The organism is Vibrio sp. CAU 1672 (genome assembly GCF_029223195.1).
Lineage (GTDB): Bacteria > Pseudomonadota > Gammaproteobacteria > Enterobacterales > Vibrionaceae > Vibrio.
The window spans coordinates 259,802-278,845 of sequence record NZ_JARHUF010000003.1 but is presented as its reverse complement, the minus strand read 5'-3'; the positions used below and the strand labels follow the sequence as shown (position 1 = coordinate 278,845).

Below are 19,044 nucleotides of genomic sequence, written 5' to 3'. Positions count from 1 at the left end.
GTACGCCATTAACTCCTTCTAGAGTGCTGAACTCATGAAGGGTTGCTGCGCCAGTGGTGGTGGGCGCCCGACAGCTTAGCCAGCACTGGCGCTTAACGAGCAAAAAAACGGCGCAATCTGCGCCGTTTTGGAGGGGTGGTTATGCTTGTTGGCTATTCAGCGTTTCGCCGATAAACCCGCCGGTCTGGTGGGCCCACAGTTGGGCATAAATGCCATTATTGGCAATCAGTTCCTGGTGGGTACCCTGTTCGACGATGTTACCTTGGTCGAGGACAATCAAACGATCCATTGCTGCAATAGTCGAGAGGCGGTGGGCGATGGCAATCACGGTTTTGCCCTGCATCAGTTCATTCAGGCTTTCCTGAATCGCCGCTTCCACTTCGGAGTCCAGTGCCGAGGTGGCCTCATCTAATACCAGTAGTGGTGCATCTTTGAGCAATACGCGAGAAATCGCAATGCGCTGGCGTTGCCCGCCAGACAGTTTGACCCCGCGTTCACCGACCTGGGCATCGTAACCGACGTTACCGAATGGGTCGGTCAGCGTCTCAATGAACTCGTGGGCGTGGGCCTGCTTGGTGGCGTTGAGTAATTCCGCTTCACTGGCATCCGGGTTGCCATACAAGATGTTTTCGCGGATAGAACGGTGCAGCAGTGACGTATCCTGGGTGACCATGCCGATTTTTGCCCGCAGTGAGTCTTGCGTTACATCGGAGATATTTTGGCCGTCGATTTTGATGCTGCCTTGTTCTACGTCATGAAAGCGCAGCAGCAGGTTGACCAGGGTTGATTTGCCGGCACCAGAGCGGCCGACCAACCCGACTTTCTCGCTCGGTTTGATGTTAAGGTTGAGCTGGTTGATCACCCCTTTGTTTTCGCCGTAATGAAAACTGACGTTGTCAAACTCGATCCCGCCAGCGCTGACCTGCAGTGCCGGGGCATCCGGTTTATCTTTAATATCTACCGGTTTCGACAGGGTCTTCATTCCATCGACTACGGTACCGAGGTTCTCAAACAGCGCGCCGACTTCCCACATGATCCACATCGACATGCCGTTGATGCGCAGGGCCAGGCTGATGGCAATTGCGATGGCTCCGACGCTGATCGCGCTGTCGAGCCACAGGTAAATCGACAGCGCAGCAACCGAGAACACCAGCAAATAGTTGGAGATCTCCACCAACACATCAAAACCGGTCACCAGGCGCATTTGGCGATAGACGGTATCGAGAAAGCCTCGCATCCCTTGTTCGGCATAGTCGGTTTCTCGTCTGCTGTGTGAAAACAACTTAACGGTTTGGATATTGGTGTAGCTGTCGACGATACGTCCGGTCATGGTCGAGCGGGCGTCTGCCTGTTCGGAGGCGACATTTTTCAGCTTGGGGACGAAGTATACCTGGATCGCGATGTAGGCAACCAGCCAGACGATCATCGGTACCATCAAGCGCCAGTCAGATGCGGCCAGCATGACGATCATACTGGTGAAATACACCGAGACATAGACAAATACGTCCATCGATTTCATTACGGTTTCGCGTACCGCCAGTGAGGTTTGCATCACTTTGGTTGCTACTCGTCCGGCAAAATCATCCTGGTAAAAATTGACGCTTTGATTGAGTAGATAGCGGTGGGCAAGCCAGCGGATCGACATGGGGTAGTTACCCAGCAGTGTCTGATGCACCAACAGTGAATAGATGATAACCAGCACTGGCATCACCACCAGCAATAAGCCGGCGTAAAAAAGCAGCTCAGATTGGTTTTCTTGCAGGAAGGTTTCCGGGTTGCTGGTGGACAGCCAGTCAACCAGTTGTCCCATGGCACCAAATAACGAGACTTCGACGATTGCGACAATGGTCGACATCAGCGACATCATCAGCAGTGGTACTTCATAGCCGCGGGTGTAATGACGCAGAAATGCGAATATCCCGGAAGGAGGCTGGTCGGGATCGGTCTTGGGGAAAGGCTCAGTCAAGCCTTCAAAGCGTTTAAACATAACTCATCCTAAGATTTTACAGTTGTCCTTTTTGTTCTTACGTTTATCGAGTAACCCTGACTGGACGAGATAGGGCCGCAGAACATGGTGAATGGACATATTCAGTTGCCTAGCCGCTGCGGGCTAGTGATTGTGTGTAAGAGGGGCGAAAAAATAGTCTAACTGATTTGCTTTTAAATGTAACTAGTTGGTTATTGGTAAGATCGCAGCGATTTATACTACTTTACCTAACGCGGACGCGATAAAAGCTTAAACCAGCATTACGACAATAAAAACTCGTGCATTGGGTGTGTTTTACCGCAATATTTTCTCCTGAGCCGGGGGATTTGGCCTAAATACAGCAAAACTTGAGTTAACAATAAATTTACAATCTCCTCATTCTAGTTATGAGGATTGAAACGGATGCAATTACACAAATCGGTGCCGGTGTTTGCCCGGGAGAAACGGCCAACGCCGCAAAAGACGCTGCGCCATAACGCCAACTGCGTGGTAATGGTGCCACCGAAAGAGTTTCGTTTTAATGAAGAAACAGCGCAGGACAATGAGTTTCAGCACCATGTTGCGCTGAGCCAAGAACAAGTGACCCGTCAGGCGATGGCGGAGTTCGCCGCCATGGTGCGTATTTTGCGTCAGGAAGGCGTTGAGGTGGTGGAGTTTGATTATCCGCTTTCTGCGATTGCCACTCCGGATGCGGTGTTTCCCAACAATTGGTTCACTACCACTCCTGAAGGGGGCTTTTACACCTTTCCGATGGCGTGTGCCAACCGCCAGCGAGAGGTGCGGCCGCAAGCCTTAGTGGCCGCACTGGCTGAGGCGGGCCGTGAAGTGCACCACCAGGACAGCCTGACCCATTACCTGGATGACCCGGCGTATTTGGAAAGTACCGGAGTGATGGTGTTTGATCACCTCAACCAGACCATTTATGCGGCATTGTCACAGCGCTGTGATCGCCTGGTTTTGGATGATTACGCCAAACGGATCGGTTATTCCCAGGTTGTTTCCTTTCAGACCTGTCTGCCGTCTGGTGCGCCGGTATATCACACCAATGTCATGATGGCGGTGGGCGAGCAGTTCTGTGTGATTTGTGATGAGGTGATCCCCGAGTTTGAGCGCCGTTATGTACTCAAATCGCTGGCGAGGCACAAGCAGGTGATTTCGATTTCGCTTGAGCAGATGAACCGCTTCTGCGGCAACATTTTACAGCTTGAAACCGCAAAAGGTGACAAAGTGATCGCTATGTCGCAATCTGCTTATCAGGCGTTTTCGCCGGCACAAAGAAAGCAGTTAGCCACCCACGGCAAGCTGCTGGCGTTTGATGTGCGTACCATCGAGCAGATCGGCGGGGGGTCAGTGCGCTGCATGCTTGGCGAGGTGTTTCTGCCAGGCCATCAGGCAGTGTAACCGCCGGATAGTCTGCGGGATGTTTGTGGCGCTGTTACTCTGGGATGTTGTGATTGCCGCCACCATTGGCCAGCCCCGGACTCAGCATCACCTCAGGCGTGGTATACACTGGATTGAAAGAAGTGCGGGAGTGGTGCTGATCCTTTTGGCGATCACGCTGTTTGTCTGAGTCAATGAGGCACTTCCTCGGGCCGGAAGGCTCGGTCGGTCACGGGTTGCTTGGCTGAGTGCCGCTTAACCGGGACCGTGCTGCGGGTTACTCAATCAAGCTGCTTGGCCAGTTTGGTGATTTTTTCGATCAGCTCGAGATGCGATTCTGAGGTTTCCCGGCGATGGTGGTATATTCCGACGGTTCCGGGGTTGGGCTCTTTATGCATGGTCAGGCGCTGTAAGCCAAAAGACGCCAAATATGAGTGCAAATGGCTGGTATAAGACATGACCGCGACACTCTCTTTGAGCACATCGATGCTGGCTAATAAGGAGTCGACTTCATAAGTCGGCCGGTCATCCAGTTGCTGACGCTCACGCTCATTTTGTTTTGGCATGGGGTTATCAATTACGTGACCGAATTTCTTGGCATCATAAGTTACCGACAATGCAGGGTAGTCAAGCAGCATATCATAGCTGACAACCTGTCCCAGCAGGGGGTGGTTGGGGCCGACGTAATAGGCATCAGCGGTTTGAAACAGAGGGACAAAGGTCACATCGCATTTGGAGGATAAGCCGACGATTTCGTGGCCGATAAAAAACTCAATTTGTTCGTTAACCAGCGAATCCATTAATCCGAGGTGGTTGCCAAACTCGACATGGGTCGAGGCGGAGGGGAATTGCTTGAGTTGCTCGTTTAAAGCTTGTTTGACGAACAGTGGCCACCAGGCGTCTCCGGTCCCCAGTTTGAGTTTTTCTACCTGGAAATGTTTGCGCTCTTCAATGCTCTGCACCATTTGGTTGTATTCATGCTGCATCGCACTGCTGTGGCGATAAAGAATGCGGCCATATTCGGTTAACGTCATACCTTTGGAGTTGCGGTCAAACAGTGCGACTCCCAGGTTGTCTTCCAGCTTTTTTAAATTACTGGTTACGGTTGGCTGGCTGAGTCCGGCCATTCTTGCGGCTGCACTGATGCTTTGGCAACGAGCGACCAATAAAAACTGCTGAAGCGATTTGTCCATGTTCTTTTCCCCCACCACTGGCAGGTATTCTGCACAAACTTGCCTCGAAATCACATATTTAAAAGTGTATTGAAGCCACTGGAAATGCGTTTTATTGATCATAGTCACCATTTATGTTGGAAATATAGATGGCGTCTATGTCTGGCCGTTAATTGTCTATTTTTTACCTAAGTCATTGTTCTTTAGACTGTCGCTCAAAATAACAATCTAAGGAATGATCATGAAACCGAGTTTTATTGCGCTTGCTGTGGCATCGTGTATTGGTTTATCTGGGTGTGGAGCGGACGCCGTGACACCAGCTACGGACAAACCGGTCACCCCTGAGACGCCGATTATCGGAGCCGACCTGTATTTACGTGGCTTAAACGGCGATTGGGGAACGGCAGAACATGCGAAACTGAACTATTTGGGCAATAATAAATACGAAACCGTGTTGCGTGTTGCGCGCGGTAGCAACCAGTTTAAAATTGCCGATCCGGGCTGGCAGATCGAATACACCAATTTCGCTGAGCCGGCGGAGTTCGATCAGGCTCAGGGCTACCTGCCCAAGCCAGCGAGCAACGAAGAGTGCATGAACAATGACTGTAACTCGGAGATCACTTTTGCAGAAAAAGGCTATTACAAATTCGCGGTCAGCTTTGCCGATGCCAGCCAGGCGACTATGACGGTCACCAAAGCTACCCAGCAAGAGGCTGAACGTTACTACTCGGATGCGATCATCGATCCGAGTATGGTGCATGAAGGCCATCAGGCCAAGGACACCAAATTGTTTGCCAACTACGATGGCACGAAGGAAACCGTGGTGTTCTCGGTTAAGGATCCTAATGCCGCCCAGCGTGAATTCGGTATTTCAACCACCACGGAACTGCGTGACGCGCTGGATCAGGGTATGCTGATCAATGAGAAAACCGGGCCTCGCGTGGTCACGGGGGATGTGGCCTTTGACGCTTTGTTTGCCCTTACCCTTAAAGAGTTAGACCAACTGGCCGTGTCTGAAATCAAGGACGGTAACTACAATTACAATCAGCCGATCAAGGCGGAAGTGTTCGAAACCGGGGCCAAATGGCACTACGTCTGGACGCGCGATCTGGCCTATGCCGCCGATCTGTCGTTGGCGCTGATGAACCCGTTGCGCGTTAAAAACGGCTTGAATTTCAAGCTGTCGGCATTCCGTGATACCACAGACCAGCAATATGATGGTGAACAGATCGTTCAGGATACGGGGACCGGTGGCAGTTGGCCAATCAGTACTGACCGTACCAGCTGGGCGTTAGGCGCGGAGCGTTTACTGTCGGCACTTGATGGCGAAGAGTACAACCAGTTCGCTGAACGAGCCTATCAAGCGATCAGCAACACCTTGGAAGCAGACCGTCTGGCGGCGTTTGATAAAGACTCTGGCCTGTATACCGGGGAGCAGTCTTTCCTTGACTGGCGTGAGCAAACCTATTCCTCCTGGACGCCGGGAGACGTGAATGCCATTGGTAGCAGCAAGGCATTGTCGACCAACGTAGTTCACTACCGCGCGATTCGCCTCGCAGCCAAACTGGCAGAACAGTTTGACTCATCCAACATGGTTAAATACCAAGAGTGGGCGGCACAGTTGAAAACGGCCATTAATGACAAGTTCTGGAACAGCGAGCGTGGCATGTACGTGAGCTATCTGTTTGATGATGGTGAAGATATCGCGGTCGATAAGTATGACATGCTGGGTGAGTCACTGGCGATCATCAGCGGTATTGCCAGTGATGAACAGGCACGCCAAATCATGGCCAACTACCCGCACAGCCAGTTTGGTGTGCCGGTGTACTTCCCGCAGCAGCCTGATGTACCGGTGTATCACAACCGGGCGATTTGGCCGTTTGTGACCGCCTACAGCTTGCGCGCCGCGCAGCACACGCACAACGTCGCTGCCGCGAACAATGCGGTGCAGTCGTTGATCCGTGGTACGGCTACCAACTTGTCGAACATGGAAAACCTGGAATGGCTATCGGGTAAATCGTTCATCATCCATAGCGATCATGATGAAGACGCCAGCCTGGATGGCCCGGTAATCAACTCGCAGCGTCAGCTTTGGTCCGTCGGCGGTTACTTAAGCATGGTTGTCGAAAGCATTTTCGGTATTCATACTGAATCCGGCCAACTGGAAGTGAAACCTTTCATTACCGGCTGGATGCGCAACAGCCTGTTTGCTCAGTCAGAGCAAATTACGCTGGAAAACTTCAGCTTCAAGGGCAAAACCTATTCTGTCACGATCGACTTACCTGAGGCGAGCGACGACATGAGTGGTTACTACCCGGTAGCGGATGTGAAAGTGGATGAAGACGGTAACTACCGCGTAACCTTAGGTGGTCTGGTGGCTGATGATAACAGCATCAAAGTGATTTCGGGCGTGAAACCTTACGCCAGCAAAGACAGCCGGGTCTATTCTCCACAAGAGCCAAAACTGGCGGTGGAAGTGGCCAACAGCAAGGTTAACATTGCGATCGACAGCCAGTACAACGTTAACCTGTACCGCAACGGTCAGTTGATTGAAGCGAATCTGGCCGGCAAGCAGTATACCGAAACGCTTGAAGGGTTCTCTTGTTACCTGGCGGAGAGTATTAACGATCAGGGCTACCGCTCTAACCCTAGCCAGCCTTTCTGTGTTGGTGAAGAGGTGCGCGTTAAGCTTGAAGGCACATATCAAGAGTTAAAAGAAGGCGTGTCGGTAGTGACGGTCAGCAAAGACAGCGGCAGCGTCAAAGGCCTTGAGTCGTTCACGGTGGCCAAAGATGGCACCTACCAGCTTGCAGCCTGGTACAACAATAACCTTGGCCAGCTGAATACCGGCATCACCAATACGGTGAAATACCTTAAGGTGACCGATGAGGCCGGTGAGGTCGTCGGATCAGGGTATCTGCAGATGGGCCATATCGGTGAGAATCAGGGTATGCGCTACTCGACACCGGTAGAAGCCCAGCTTGAACAGGGTCAAACCTATCAACTGGTGATTGAGGATTACTTTAATATGAGTTACCTCAAGTCTAATGAAACCTACATCTACTCCGGTGGTATTGAAGGTGAAAAGAACGAGGCACAGATTGCTGATATTCGTATCACGCCGCTGTTCTGAGTTGTAGGTAATTATCTGCATTGTAGGTAATTAAAAGCAATTAACGGCAGTCATTTACATGGCTGCCGTTATTTTTGTTAACGGGTGGGCAAGCTCAGGTGGCTGAGGTTTGAACGCTCTGTTCCGTGTTTATCCTCATCTGCATAAATCGCGGAGCATTCTTGCTGGTTAAAATTGCTGATAACTGCGTGGTAGATTTTGTCATTAGCATCACTAGCTAACCGAAATCTGCGCCTTGTTCTAAGCGATTGTTCCAGAGCCATTATCTGAGCACCTGCGAATCCGGATTGGTATTAGTTCACCAGCACGGATTTCATCACATCAAATACATTGGTATTGTCCACATAATCACCGTTGGCACCTGTGTGGTTATACTTTTCTGCATACTGTGGGTCATTGCCCGCAATATAGTCGCTGATCAGCGATGCACCTGCCCCTTTCATGTACAGACGCACTAATTCCTGGGTATGGTTACCGCTGTAATATTTGACGTCGGGCATGATGTGCTGGCCCGGGTTTTCAACCGGTGCGTATGCATTTTGATCGGAGCTGGCCCCCAGTACATAAGAGTTACCATGGTCGGTTGTGACGATCAACAGCGTCTCATCCCAGTCACTATAAGCCTCAACCCAGTCAAAAACCGCCTGTACGGCGTTATTGAAGTCGACTTGTTCTTCAATGATCCGCGCTGTGTGGTTGGCGTGGGCGGCCCAGTCAACTGCACCACCTTCGATCATCAGGAAAAATCCATTCTCATTTTGGCTTAGGTAGTTGATGGCCCCCTTGGTCATGGTCTTCAGGGTTGGTACGTTCGCGGTAAATGGACAGCCAAAAGCGATAGTGGCCTGTTCAGAGGTGCAGTTCGTGCGGTTTTGCTGCAGGGTCGAATCATTCTGAACCAAGCCGAATAGCGGACCGTGCATAATTTCGGCTGCTGAGCTGTTATTCGCGAGCTGCTGGAATGCCTCTTTACTTTCGATCACTGTCCATGGTTGCGCACTACCGGAAGGGAACAGAGCGCCTTGCTGTAACATGTGCCAGTCGTTTTCAGACAGGTATTTATAATTGAGCGTGCTGCGCCTGGCCCCGTTCATATCAAACTCCGGGTGGCCCGCGCCCATGATCAGATCGGCCATGCCGCTGGTCAGCATCAAAGTGCCTAGCTGAGAATAGTCATTACGGCTGGTATGATTGGCCGCAAACACCGCTGGTGTGGCGTGGTTAAACTGGACACTCGTGACGATGCCGGTTGCGCGGCCATGCTTTTTGGCAACCTGAGTGATGGTTTTCAGTGGCTGGCCACAGTAATCAACACTGATGGCATTGTTGTAGGTTTTATGCCCGGTGGCCAGAGCGGAGCCCGCAGCGGCGGAGTCGGTCGCACTTTTGTTGAGGTAGCTATAGCCCGCAAATGGACGGGTATAGTTGCCATCGGTTTCGTTTACTAGGGTTTCATCCCATACCTGGTCCGGGTCATAGCTAACTTGTGGCAGTGGTTCTTGTGTGCAGTCTGCTGGGGTGTTGTTGGTATTCAGTGGAAACGTCGTCATTGCCAGACGGCTGTCCAGGCCTGAATACGGGGCGGTATCGTTGAGTTTTGCGCCATGAGTCCAGTAGCTGGAGAGGTCCCATGCCCCGTCACTGGCCCCGTCGCTGATCATCAGAATCACGTTTTTTGCTTTGGGCTGGCTGGTGGCTGTTGAGCTGCCAGAGTTACAGCCCATGACCGCCAAAGCGGTGAGTAGGGCGACGCTTGTTAGTTTATGTGTTTGAAAATCCATATTTTTATCTCCTAATACAAAGTTTCAGAGATTAAAACGAATCAATATGACAGTTCTGTTGAAGCGAGTGCAATGGGGGCAAATAAGTTATGTGCATCTGATTTAGATCAGTCCGTGATGCCCTTTCATCACAATGACATCTGCTGTTCATTTTAGTATCACATGTTGTCTGGCTGGAGGTTTTATCTGCCGATAGACTCAGCTGGTGGCCATAAAATAGCGCGAGGGTGATTAGAGCCGCTGACAAGTAGCAGCGGCTTTTGTATCAGGCTGATTGCCTAGTTCGCTGTAATATCAAACCGGGCTTTAACCGCAACCAATCCGGGTATGCCGAGCGGCTGCGCCATCTGTTCGTGGCTGATCAACTGGCCCTTAAAGTAGTAGGGCTGCACAGGGTACTCCTGTTCGGCGGCAAAAGCGTAATAGAGCTCAACCGGCTGTTTATACCAGGTTTGGGCACTGATGTAGCCGACCAGGGCATGCTCAAACTGGTGATAGCCGTTGCCCCAGTGGAACTGCTTAACCGATTTTGGCATCAGGCCGACGCCGCCGAACTGCTCGTCAACCCAGTACTGCTGAAAAGTGCTGGTGGTAAAAAACAGCTGGCGGGTTAAATCGGGTGCCAGCCGGTCACCTTCGTGCATCGCGATGGTCATCAGGGCCTGATCCAGCTCTGCCCATTGCCAGGACGAGGCCCAGCGGCTAAAGGGTTTATCCTGCCAGCTGTAGATGTATTCAGAGGATATTGCGTTGTACTCTGCTGGTGGCAGGGTTGGTTTGAGCTCACTTTTCGGGTAATCGAACGCGGCGTTCGACAGGGTAGTTTTCATCCCGTTATAGGCCAGTGTCATCCACTCTTCATTATGCAATGCCTGGCCGACCAGGTAGGTCATCCAGTAGGCTTTGATCGTGTGGCCATAATCATTATGCTTGGCGTTAATCGACATCATTGCCGGGTGGTGGATAGCCCCATAAAAGCGGGATTCGGATGGATTGTGGTATTTGGCCAGCATATTGCGGGTCAGCCATTCTAAATCTGCTTGCCACTTTTCCTGTGCCTGTTTTGGCAGCAGCGGCATGACCAGCAGCAGGTAGGCATTGATTTGATCCAGCTGGGCGACCAGTTCGCGCTGCGCGGTTTTTTCATTTTCGCTGTCGGCGAGTACCCACAATAATTGGTCATTGGTTTGGCTGCGGTAGTGATCGAAGATAAATTTCTGCTGCTCAATCAGAGCCTGTTCTACCCGAGGATCCCGCGTCAGATAGTAATAAAATGCCAGTCCGACCAGGGCATAAGCTTGATCCTGTGAGGTGCGTTGCTGCCAGTTTAGGCCGGGTTTGCCATTCTGGCGGTAACTGATAAAGCCGCCGTTTTTGCTGTCACGCAGTTCGGTGAGCAGGTAATCCACCCCGGCTTTGGCCAGCTTAAGGGCGTCAGGATCGCCGGTCAGGTGGTAAAGCACGCCATAGGCATAGGTCTGGCGTGATTTCATCCGGGTGTAGTCGCGGCCAAACTCGGCGCGTATCCAGCCGTGGTCATTGAGTTCCGGGCAGGGGTGGCGGACATCCAGCACTTCGCCGTTGTCACAGCGAAAGGTGGGAAAGTTACCGACGGGTAACCCTTGTGCGCTCTCAGCCATCCAGTAAGGGGCCAGGCCTTGGGTGGCATGCTGGATCCACGCCTCACCCGTTGGCAGCATGGCCTGATAGTTTATCTCTTCTTGTGCCGAGGCATTCACCGTCATCAATCCAAGTCCGGTCAACATACCGTACATCCAAGCTCGCATATATTATCCTGTTTGTTCAAAGTGTTACCGCCATACTATTAGATAGCGACTGCGCGTAATGCAATATGTTTCACACAACAAAACCATGGGATTAGTTACTATTGTGTATTCGCCAGCTAAGCGCTTGTCGCTAACCAGCGGGTTAACAACGGGTTAAAACCGTGTTCCGGTTACGATGCAAAGAGTTCTGAGGTCAAGAGATGGGGGTTCACCGCGCTATGCTATGGTTTAGAGAACATAATCCGAATGGAAAGGGCAAGTTACTATGTTAATTACATTTCACTGTAAGGCGTATGCCAATGTCACTATGTTTGGCGAGGTTGGCCTGCAGATGCTGAGTATGATGGGACACAGTGAGACCGTCCCCGGTGCGATTTTGGCTCCTGATGTGCCTGAGGCACTGAACAAGCTTAAAGCGGCCATCGACAAGCAGCAAAGGCTCTCACTGCAAGCAGAAGCGGAACCTGAACAAGACGAAGACGATGATGATGTTGAGCAAGCGGTGAGCATGGCAAACCGCGCATTTCCGTTAATTGAACTGCTCACCGCAGCGGCAAAAGAGGAGTGCGATGTGATGTGGGATGAGGAGTAACAGTTTAACGCACCACTGCTATTTTGGTTAACCAAAAAAGAGCAAGGTCAGTTCTTATTTATGGGCGTGGACAGATTAACTCTCATGACAAGTCTGTGGTTGGTTGCTGGTTTTTGCTGAACGATTGAGCCGGTATATGGTTACCAGGTTAGTTATGATAAAAGTACTTTCGACCAGAGAACCGCCGATCGAACCGAGCCAGAGATTATGGCTGACCCAGCAGAATGAGTTGAACAAGATCAGCAGGCGCAGCGTTATACCTTGTCTGGAAAACAGCGCCCATGTGGCCACGGATGAGCCAATCACAGTGAGCAGTTCAAAGAAATGGCTAACGTTAGGTAGCGTCATAAACCACATCAGTCCGATGAAGAACCACATCACCTTGCGCGATTGGGTTTTGATTGAAGCAAAACTGCGAACAGCATTGATCACCACGCCAATCGCCGCAACGGTTGCGCCCATTAGTGCGAAGTGAATGGCCATGATGAAGCAGAACACCATCATGTTGTAGCGAAAGCGGTTGTCATCTTTTTGCCAGAAAGCCATTACGCCAACGACAAACGCGATGCCACCAATGCCCTGTACTAACCAGTTTTCCATGTTCATTCCATGGTTGGTGTTTTATCTGAGCCGTCATTGCGACGAGCTTGTTTGAGATACGCGATGAAGAATCTATGAGCTGTAAGTGAATCAGTATTGACTGGGCTTTATTTGCAATGATTCAGCCCTCCGCAAAGGGAGGGCTGTGTGCTTTACTCAGCTGCGCGATTGCGATTATTCATTCACTAATGCCACGGCTTGGCGCGTCAGCCGTGCCAGCTCTTCCCAATCGCCTGCCTCAATCAACTTCTTGTCGACCATCCAGGTGCCGCCGCAGGCTAGTACGCGTGGGATGGCCAGATAGTCTTTAATGTTGGAAGGGTTGATACCGCCTGTCGGCATCAGTTCGATATCGGTGTATGGGGCGAGCAGTGATTTCACCATGTTGATCCCGCCGGATGCTTCTGCCGGGAAGAACTTCAATGTGGTTAAGCCCATTTCCAGCGCTGCTTCGACAGTGCTTGGGTTATTGACGCCCGGTACGATATCAATGCCGATCTCCTGACAGGCTTTAACGGTATTTGGGTTAAAACCTGGAGAGACGATAAACGTGGCGCCTGCTGCTTTTGCTGCGACAGCTTGTTCACGATTTAGTACTGTGCCTGCGCCAATCAGCATGTCCGGTTGAGATTCACGCAGCAGGCGAATCGCTTCTGCAGCCGCCTCGGAGCGGAAGGTAATTTCGGCTGCCGGCAGGCCATTTTCAGCTAAGACTTTACCCAGAGGGATGATGTCTTCGGCTTTGTCGATGGCGATAACAGGGATGACTTTCAGGGCTTTCAGTTGTTGTTTAATGCTAGACATGAGTGTTCCTTAAGCGACGCCAAGCGCCGGTTGTGTGAATGCTTTGGGAATGATGGCGCCGTGATGCTGAATCACCGCACCCGCTAGGGCGTTACCTCTTTGGCATGCGGTCGCTAAGTCTGCGCCCGCAAGGTATGCCGACAAGAAGCCACCATTGAATGAGTCGCCTGCAGAAGTGGTATCCACCACTTCTAAGACAGGCTGGGTTGGCACGGCTTGTGGAGCCAAAACCGTACCGGAATCTTGAATCAGGCAGCCATCTGCGCCCAACTTGACCACGCACTTGCTTATGCCAAGTGATGTGAGACGCTCAATGGTCTGCTCTGGTGAGTGATCTCCCCAAATTAGTTGTTCGTCATCAAACGTCACCAGTGCGATGTCTGTTAGCCGGTACATGGCCTGGTAAACGTCTTGGACGGTTTGGTTGTCATCTTGCGGCCATAGCGCAGGGCGGAAGTTACTGTCAAAGGCGACTTCAACGCCTTGTGCTTTGAGCTCCACTAACAGGTTGAGCAGCACAATGCGGTCTTGCTCGGGCAAAATCGCCAGGGTGATACCGCTTAGAAAGACAGTGTCCACCTGGGTCAATGCCTGCTTAATCAGGCCAAAACCAGGGTGTTGAAGCAGGTAACGTGCTGCAGACTGGTTACGCCAGTACAAGAAGGTGCGCTCACCCTGATCATCCAGTTGGATCAGGTATAAGCCTGGTGTGCGGGCTTCATCACGCAGTACCAGCTCAGCGGAAACGCCCTCATCTTCCCAGCGAGCTAGCATACCAGTGCTTATGGGGTCGGTGCCAAGTGCGGTGACATAGGAGATTTTAATCTCACCCGGGTTGGTATTCACCTCACAGCCGCGGCTCAGATAAACCGCAGCGTTGAGTGTGTCACCACCAAATGTTTGCTGCATCGGGCCGAACGGTGTGCCGTTCAGTTCAACCATGCATTCACCTATAATGGCGATGTGCTTCATCAGTTACGCCCTCTCTTCAAAGTAACGCTTGGCGTTCGCAAAACAGATGTTTTCAATCATAGGCCCAAGCAGTGACAGGTCATTCGGTACTTCGCCGTTTTCCGCCCAGCGGCCGAGCATGTCACACAAGATGCGGCGGAAGTATTCATGGCGGGTGTAAGACAAGAAGCTGCGTGAGTCGGTCAGCATGCCGACAAACTGGTTGAGCAGGCCCAACTGGGACAACTGCTCCATCTGGCGTTGCATGCCATCTTTCTGATCGTTGAACCACCAACCGGAACCGAACTGCACTTTACCTGCGATACCGCCTCCCTGGAAATTGCCAATCATGGTCGCCATCATCTCGTTATCCCGCGGGTTCAGGCAGTAGAGGATGGTGCGCGGCAGCTCGTTGCTTTGGTCCATTTCATCCAGCAGATGTGCCAGTTCAAAGGCAAACGGACGATCGCCAATCGAGTCAAACCCTGCATCTGCGCCCAACTGCTGGAACATGCGGGTGTTGTTATTGCGCTGCGCACCGATATGCAGCTGCATCACCCAGCGCAATTGTGCATAGCGTTTGCCAAGCCAGACCTGGACCGCAGTTGAGAATTGCGCACACTCTAGCTCATTCAGCCGTTCGCCATTAAGGCGACGAGCCAGCATAGCATCCAGATCTGTTTCGGTTGGAACTGGTGCATAACGGACAATTTCTATGCCGTGATCTGCGGCGCGGCAGCCATGCGCATCGAAGTGCGCCAAACGCTTATCGAGCGCACTCAGTAGATCACCAAAGCGACGGATTTCAATATCGGCCACTTCACCCAGCTTGTGCATGTACTCGGCAAACACATCCAGTTCAATCTTAAACGCTTTGTCCGGACGCCAGCTCGGTAGCACTTCAATACTCAATGTATCGTCTTGTGCAATCGCTTGATGGTGTTCGAGCGAGTCAATCGGATCGTCTGTCGTCTCTGCCATGACCACATTCATTTGCTGCATGATACCACGTGCAGTGAACTCTGGCGTTGCCAGCAGCTCATTACATTGATGCCAAATCTGATCGGCGCTCTCCGGGCTAAACAGCGTATTGCTGATGCCAAACGGACGACGTAACTCCAGGTGTGTCCAGTGATACAGCGGGTTACCCAAGGTCTGAGGTACCGTCTTCGCCCACGCCATGTACTTGTCGTAGTCGCTCGCATCACCGGTGATCAAACGCTCTTCGATACCTGCAGAGCGCATGCCACGCCATTTGTAGTGATCGCCTTCCAGCCAGATTTGACCTAAGTTGTCGAACTGACGATTTTGCGCCACTTCAGCCGGGTTTAGGTGACAATGGTAATCGTAAATCGGCTGGTCAGCGGCGTGCTCATGGTATAAGCGCCGCGCGGTTTCGTTTGAGAGCAAAAAGTCGTCACATAAGAAACTCTTCATTTTCAACTCCTATACCAGCGCTGCAACGGTCGCACGCGCACCGTTATCAATCAGTGACTGGTATGCGCTGCTTACCGCGTCAATCACTTGTGGGTTTTGGCCTAATTCTGCCGGGAAAATCGCCTCTACAGCAAGCAGTGCAGGGACAACCGAAACATTCATACCATGCTGGTCGCTGATTTGGCGCAGGGTCTCTGCCATCGGATCGCGCACATCAATGTCGTTGCCTTGCTCATCAACGCCTGCGACATAACGCATCCAGCCCGCAATTGCAGTGGCAAGCGATGAGAAGTCCGAACCTTGTGTCAGATGGAAGCGTAAGCTGCCGCCCAGGCGTTGCGGGATCTTCTGGCTGCCGTCCATCGCGATTTGCCAGGTCTTGTGTTTTAAACTTGGGTTGGTGAAGCGGTCGATAAGCAGTTTGGCGTAACCTGCCAAATCAGTGCCTTCTGGCATGGTGAGCGATGGTGCCTGCGCTTTGATCATCATGTTGAACGCCGCTTTACGGTAACCTTCGTCTGTCATGGTGTCGGAGATGTGCGCGTAGCCGCCCAGATAACCGAGGTAAGCCAAGAATGAGTGGCTGCCGTTTAGCATCCGCAGCTTCATTTCTTCATAAGGTACAACATCTGCGACAAACTCTGCACCAGCCACATTCCAGTCTGGGCGGCCAGCCACGAAGTTATCTTCAATAACCCACTGACGGAAAGGCTCACAGGCAATGCCGCATGGATCGTCACAGCCAAGCAGCTGTGCGATTTCTGTTAGCGTCTCTTCGGTTGCCGCTGGCACTATGCGGTCAACCATGGTGCATGGGAAAGTGACATTGGTTTCAATCCAGTCACGCAGTTCCGGATCCAGCAACTGGGCAAATTCAAGGATTGCGGCTTTTGCCACGTGGCCATTTTCTTGCACGTTATCGCAAGACATCACGGTGAATGGTGTCAAACCGCGCTCACGACGCATCTTAAGTGCCTGAACGATGTAACCCAGCGCTGATTTTGGTTCGGCAGGATTGGCCAGATCAGCAATCACCAGCGGGTTGTGTTTATCCAGCGTACCGGTGGCCGGATCGGCGCAGTAGCCCTTTTCGGTGATGGTCATAGAGACGATCGCTACCTGCGGCTCGGCCATTTTTTCCAGTACGGCTTGGGTACCATCCAGGCTCGGATGGAGTGATTCGGTAACCGCACCGATCACTTTGACGGTGGTAGACTCTGCGCCTTTTTCTGCCACGCTATACAGGTGGTCTTGCGCGCGCAGTGATTGGATCAGTTCTTCTCCGCCGAACAGGTTAATCTCACAAATGCCCCAGTCAGAGTCGGTTTTACTCAGCATTTCATCGGTGAACAGTGCCTGGTGGGCGCGGTGGAAAGCGCCAAAACCAAGGTGGACAATCCGGCTTTTCAGTGCCGAACAGTCGTAGTCCGAAAGCGCAGCGTGGTGATTCAGCGTCGAATTAGAAATCGTCTTCATTGTGGTTTTCCTTATTCCGCAGGTGTTGCTGCGGGATGGTTGGTTCTTAATAGTTAGTAGCCAAGAACTAGATTCGGTAAGAACAGGCTAAGCTGAGGAATAAAGGTCACCGCCATCAGTGCCAGGATCAGGGCTGCGTAGAAAGGCAGCAGGGGCTTGATGATTTTATCGATAGCCACGTTGGCGACTGAACAGCCGATGAACAGGGCGCTACCGACAGGTGGGGTACAGATACCGATAGCCAGGTTAAAGGTCATCATGATGCCAAAGTGTACCGGGTCGATGCCCATATCAAGGGCAATTGGCAGAAAGATCGGGGTAAAGATCAGTACTGCCGGAGTCATGTCCATGAAGATGCCTACGATCAACAGGATGATATTGATGATCAATAGAATGATTAACGGGTTTTCTGAAACTGCCATTAACGCATCGGCAATCATATAAGGAATATCTGCGTTGGCCATCGCCCATGACATGCCCATTGAAGCGCCGACCAACAGTAAAACAATCGAGGTGGTTACCGCTGACTCAAGGATGATTTTCGGCAACTCTCGCCATTTCACTTCACGGTAAACCAGCACCGCGAGCACAAAGGTGTACATGACCGCAATCGCCGAGGCTTCGGTAGCGGTAAAAATACCGCCGATGATGCCACCCATGATGATTACGATCAGGGCCAGCGATGGTGCGGCTTTGAGGAAGGTGTCCCAAACCATGGCCAGTGACGGGCGCGCCGCTAACGGGTAACCACGACGTTTAGCGATGATGCCGGCCACGATCATGATACTCAGCCCCATCAAAATGCCCGGGATGTAGCCTGCCAGAAACAGCGCGGCAATAGAGGTGCCGCCGGAGACCAAAGAGAACACGATCAAAGTATTGCTGGGCGGGATCAGCAAGCCTGAAGGGCAGGAGGTGATATTCACGGCGGCAGAAAAGTTTTCATCGTAGCCGTCTTTCTTTTGCAGTGGTGACATGGTGCCCCCTACCGCAGCCGCTGACGCCAGAAATTGAGCCAAACATCATGTTGGCCATGACATTGACATGTGCCAGTGAGCCAGGCAGTCGGCCGCCGAGTACTTTGGCAAAGTTAATCAGCCGCAGTGCGATACCACCCTGGTTCATGATATTGCCGGCCAGGATGAAGAACGGGATTGCCAGCAGGGCAAAGTTGTCCAGACCGGCGGCCATGCGCTGCGCGACCACCGCGATGGCGGGTTCAAGCGGCAAGCTCATTAAAATGGTCGCCAGCGAAGATAATCCGATAGCGAAAGAAACCGGTACACCGATTGCGAGCAGTACGGCGAAGCTACCGAACAGGGTAAGAATTAATTGCCATTCCATTATGGAGCCCTCTATTAATCAAGTTGGGAGTCGGTGATAAGGGCTTCACCAGACATCAATTGTTTTACACGATCAAACGCAAACACGGCGGAGTAGAAGATCATCAGTGCGCCACTGATTGGCAGACAGAAGTAGATGTAACCCATCTCCATGCCGAGAGCCGGGGTGAGCTGGCCGGTCGCAAGGGTCTTTAGAGCCAGCTGTGTGCCGCCGTGAACCAAAACCACATAAGAGAACAGCGCGATAGCGAACTGGATAACGATTTCATTGATGAGTTTGCGCTTGCCTTGCAGTTTCATGGTTAACAGGTCAATGGCAAGGTGGCGTTTCTGGCCGGTGGTGTAGGCTGCACCGATCAGCGCCACCCACATAAACAGGTAGCGGGCAAGCTCATCTGTGACCGTACTGGGTTTACCTATTACGTAGCGCGATATCACCTGCCAGATCACACAAAAGACGAGGAAGGTCGAGAGGGAGATGGTAAAGGCCGCCAGCCCCTTGTTGATATATTTGACCAGTTTATTCATTTTCTATTTCCTTTCAGTAAATACGCGTATCTCATAACAATTGGTTTACCAATGTAAGGAAGTGTTGCTGAGT

Annotated in this window: 14 protein-coding genes and 1 pseudogene; 4 read left to right on the top strand and 11 right to left on the bottom strand. The window is 51.8% G+C overall.

What is annotated here, in order from left to right:
• Positions 1 to 139: 139 nt before the first annotated feature.
• A complete protein-coding gene (locus tag P2G85_RS05140) occupies positions 140 to 1,987 on the bottom strand; it encodes an ABC transporter ATP-binding protein (protein ID WP_275863043.1) in 1,848 nt (615 codons plus the stop codon).
• 402 nt (positions 1,988 to 2,389) lie between these two features.
• Here P2G85_RS05140 and P2G85_RS05135 point away from each other — a divergent pair, with 402 nt between their 5' ends.
• A complete protein-coding gene (locus P2G85_RS05135) occupies positions 2,390 to 3,388 on the top strand; it encodes an arginine deiminase-related protein (RefSeq protein WP_275863042.1) in 999 nt (332 codons plus the stop codon).
• A 25-nt stretch (positions 3,389 to 3,413) separates the two neighbouring features.
• Entirely contained in the window at positions 3,414 to 3,557 is a 144-nt protein-coding gene (locus tag P2G85_RS05130; RefSeq protein ID WP_275863041.1) for a hypothetical protein, read from the top strand.
• A gap of 91 nt (positions 3,558 to 3,648) precedes the next feature.
• On the opposite strand, the gene P2G85_RS05125 is transcribed toward P2G85_RS05130, so the two are convergent.
• Complete coding sequence (locus P2G85_RS05125; RefSeq protein WP_275863040.1) at positions 3,649 to 4,560, bottom strand: LysR family transcriptional regulator; 912 nt, start codon at positions 4,558 to 4,560, stop codon at positions 3,649 to 3,651.
• A 220-nt stretch (positions 4,561 to 4,780) separates the two neighbouring features.
• Here P2G85_RS05125 and P2G85_RS05120 point away from each other — a divergent pair, with 220 nt between their 5' ends.
• Positions 4,781 to 7,672 (top strand): amylo-alpha-1,6-glucosidase, encoded by a 2,892-nt coding sequence (locus P2G85_RS05120; protein ID WP_275863039.1) that lies wholly within the window; start codon positions 4,781 to 4,783, stop codon positions 7,670 to 7,672.
• Between the two features lie 293 nt (positions 7,673 to 7,965).
• Here the strand turns inward: P2G85_RS05120 and P2G85_RS05115 are convergent, their stop codons facing one another.
• Both P2G85_RS05115 and P2G85_RS05110 read right to left on the bottom strand, forming a co-directional pair.
• Positions 7,966 to 9,453, bottom strand: a complete 1,488-nt coding sequence (locus P2G85_RS05115; RefSeq protein ID WP_275863038.1) for an alkaline phosphatase — start codon at positions 9,451 to 9,453, stop codon at positions 7,966 to 7,968.
• Between the two features lie 278 nt (positions 9,454 to 9,731).
• Positions 9,732 to 11,219 carry an AGE family epimerase/isomerase gene (locus P2G85_RS05110; protein ID WP_345795422.1) on the bottom strand — a complete coding sequence of 496 codons (1,488 nt, stop codon included), beginning with the start codon at positions 11,217 to 11,219 and terminating at the stop codon, positions 9,732 to 9,734.
• Positions 11,220 to 11,505: 286 nt separating this feature from the next.
• On the opposite strand from P2G85_RS05110, the gene P2G85_RS05105 reads away from it, so the two are divergent.
• Positions 11,506 to 11,832, top strand: coding sequence for a DUF1840 domain-containing protein (locus P2G85_RS05105; protein ID WP_275863036.1), 327 nt, complete (start codon positions 11,506 to 11,508; stop codon positions 11,830 to 11,832).
• Positions 11,833 to 11,907: 75 nt separating this feature from the next.
• Here P2G85_RS05105 and P2G85_RS05100 read toward each other — a convergent pair whose 3' ends face one another.
• The 7 genes and pseudogenes from P2G85_RS05100 to P2G85_RS05070 form a co-directional block, all read right to left on the bottom strand.
• Positions 11,908 to 12,432: a YgjV family protein gene (locus tag P2G85_RS05100; RefSeq protein WP_275863035.1), complete on the bottom strand. Its 525-nt coding sequence runs from the start codon at positions 12,430 to 12,432 to the stop codon at positions 11,908 to 11,910.
• Positions 12,433 to 12,606: 174 nt separating this feature from the next.
• The gene (locus P2G85_RS05095) at positions 12,607 to 13,236 is read right to left on the bottom strand and encodes a bifunctional 4-hydroxy-2-oxoglutarate aldolase/2-dehydro-3-deoxy-phosphogluconate aldolase (protein ID WP_275863034.1); all 630 of its coding nucleotides are present in this window, start codon (positions 13,234 to 13,236) and stop codon (positions 12,607 to 12,609) included.
• 9 nt (positions 13,237 to 13,245) lie between these two features.
• Positions 13,246 to 14,208: a sugar kinase gene (locus P2G85_RS05090; RefSeq protein WP_275863033.1), complete on the bottom strand. Its 963-nt coding sequence runs from the start codon at positions 14,206 to 14,208 to the stop codon at positions 13,246 to 13,248.
• A gap of 3 nt (positions 14,209 to 14,211) precedes the next feature.
• The gene (gene uxaC, locus P2G85_RS05085) at positions 14,212 to 15,624 is read right to left on the bottom strand and encodes a glucuronate isomerase (protein WP_275863032.1); all 1,413 of its coding nucleotides are present in this window, start codon (positions 15,622 to 15,624) and stop codon (positions 14,212 to 14,214) included.
• Positions 15,625 to 15,633: 9 nt separating this feature from the next.
• On the bottom strand, positions 15,634 to 17,100 hold the full coding sequence (locus tag P2G85_RS05080) for a fructuronate reductase (RefSeq protein WP_275863031.1): 1,467 nt from the start codon (positions 17,098 to 17,100) through the stop codon (positions 15,634 to 15,636).
• 53 nt (positions 17,101 to 17,153) lie between these two features.
• Positions 17,154 to 18,444 (bottom strand): annotated as a pseudogene (locus P2G85_RS05075) (TRAP transporter large permease).
• A 14-nt stretch (positions 18,445 to 18,458) separates the two neighbouring features.
• Positions 18,459 to 18,971, bottom strand: coding sequence for a TRAP transporter small permease (locus P2G85_RS05070; RefSeq protein WP_275863030.1), 513 nt, complete (start codon positions 18,969 to 18,971; stop codon positions 18,459 to 18,461).
• Positions 18,972 to 19,044 lie beyond the last annotated feature (73 nt).